The organism is Nocardiopsis sp. TNDT3 (assembly GCF_003427465.1).
In the GTDB taxonomy this organism is placed as follows: domain Bacteria; phylum Actinomycetota; class Actinomycetes; order Streptosporangiales; family Streptosporangiaceae; genus Nocardiopsis; species Nocardiopsis dassonvillei.
In genome coordinates, this window is the sequence record NZ_QPFC01001052.1 from 1 (window position 1) to 1,076 (window position 1,076).

A 1,076-nucleotide genomic window follows, 5' to 3' on the forward strand; every position below is an offset into this window, starting at 1 on the left:
CCTCCGGCGCGGTCCGCTCGCCCGAGGCGACCTCGCCGACCAGGCCGGGCAGCTGGTGCTCGGGCAGGTCGTACCCCTCCTCCAGGACGTCGGCCAGGGCCAGGTGGGCCTGCTCGATCGCCTCCTCGTCCCGGAACAGCGAGGTCCAGGGCAGCACCTCCTCGCTGCCCGCGTCGTACCACAGGGTGTCGGCCTCGAAGGTCTCGTCCCCGCCCGCGGAGGCGGTCGCGGTCAGCCGCGCGCCCACCACCTCAGGGGAGGCGGCGAGGATGACCGTGTCCTGGTGCAGCTCGGGGGACCCCCCCTCCGGCAGGTCCTCCAGGAAGGCGGTCTGGCGCGCGGCCATGGCGGTGCGCGCCTCCACCGTCAGCGGGTGGTTGTCGCCCAACCGCGGGTAGCGGTAGCTCACCACGCTGTCGTCGGTGGTCACCGACACGGTGCTCGCCTCCATCCCCGCCAGGTCGTCGGGCGAGGAGCGGACCGGTTCGGCGTAGGGAAGCTCCTGTTCCACGGCACGGCAGCCGGGGACCAGGAGCAGACCCACGGCGGCGCTGACGGAGAGTTTGCGTCGTAGTGAGGTGACAGCCACGAGGGGGACCATATCCGAGCCGCTCACCTCAGCGTGAATCGCCTCGCAGGCGTCCGCGTACTCAGCGTGTCCGGTGCGTGGTCACTCTCTGTTCACCCGTCCCGCCTCCGGTGGCCCCCCTGGTGCCTCCGGGAGGGCCCGGGAGGGGGATCGCGCGGCCAGGTCCCCGGTAGGCCGGCGGCTCGGCTCCGGGCCCGTTTCCGGGGATTTGCGGACCCGTGCCCACACTGTCCGAAACCCGGTGCGGACACGGGGGCACCGGTCCTCGGCGGGTCCGCGTTCCGGCCATACTGATCCCGAAGGGGCGTACACCGTTTTCCCCCGCGAATCCGGACGCCGGTGACACGCCCTCCTCCGTCGGAGCGCCCGCTCCGTCCACCCCTGAAAGGCACCCATGAGTTACGGTCCCGGAACCGGCGGCTACCTTCCCCCCGGAGGGGGGAGCGGTGGCTACCAGCCCCCTCCCGGAGGAGGCGGAGGGTATCCG

General features: G+C 72.8%; 1 pseudogene. It reads right to left on the bottom strand.

From position 1 onward, the window contains the following. Nucleotides 1-601, bottom strand: a pseudogene (locus DQW06_RS23690) (polysaccharide deacetylase); the annotation flags it as partial. Between the last annotated feature and the right edge of the window lie 475 nt (nt 602-1,076).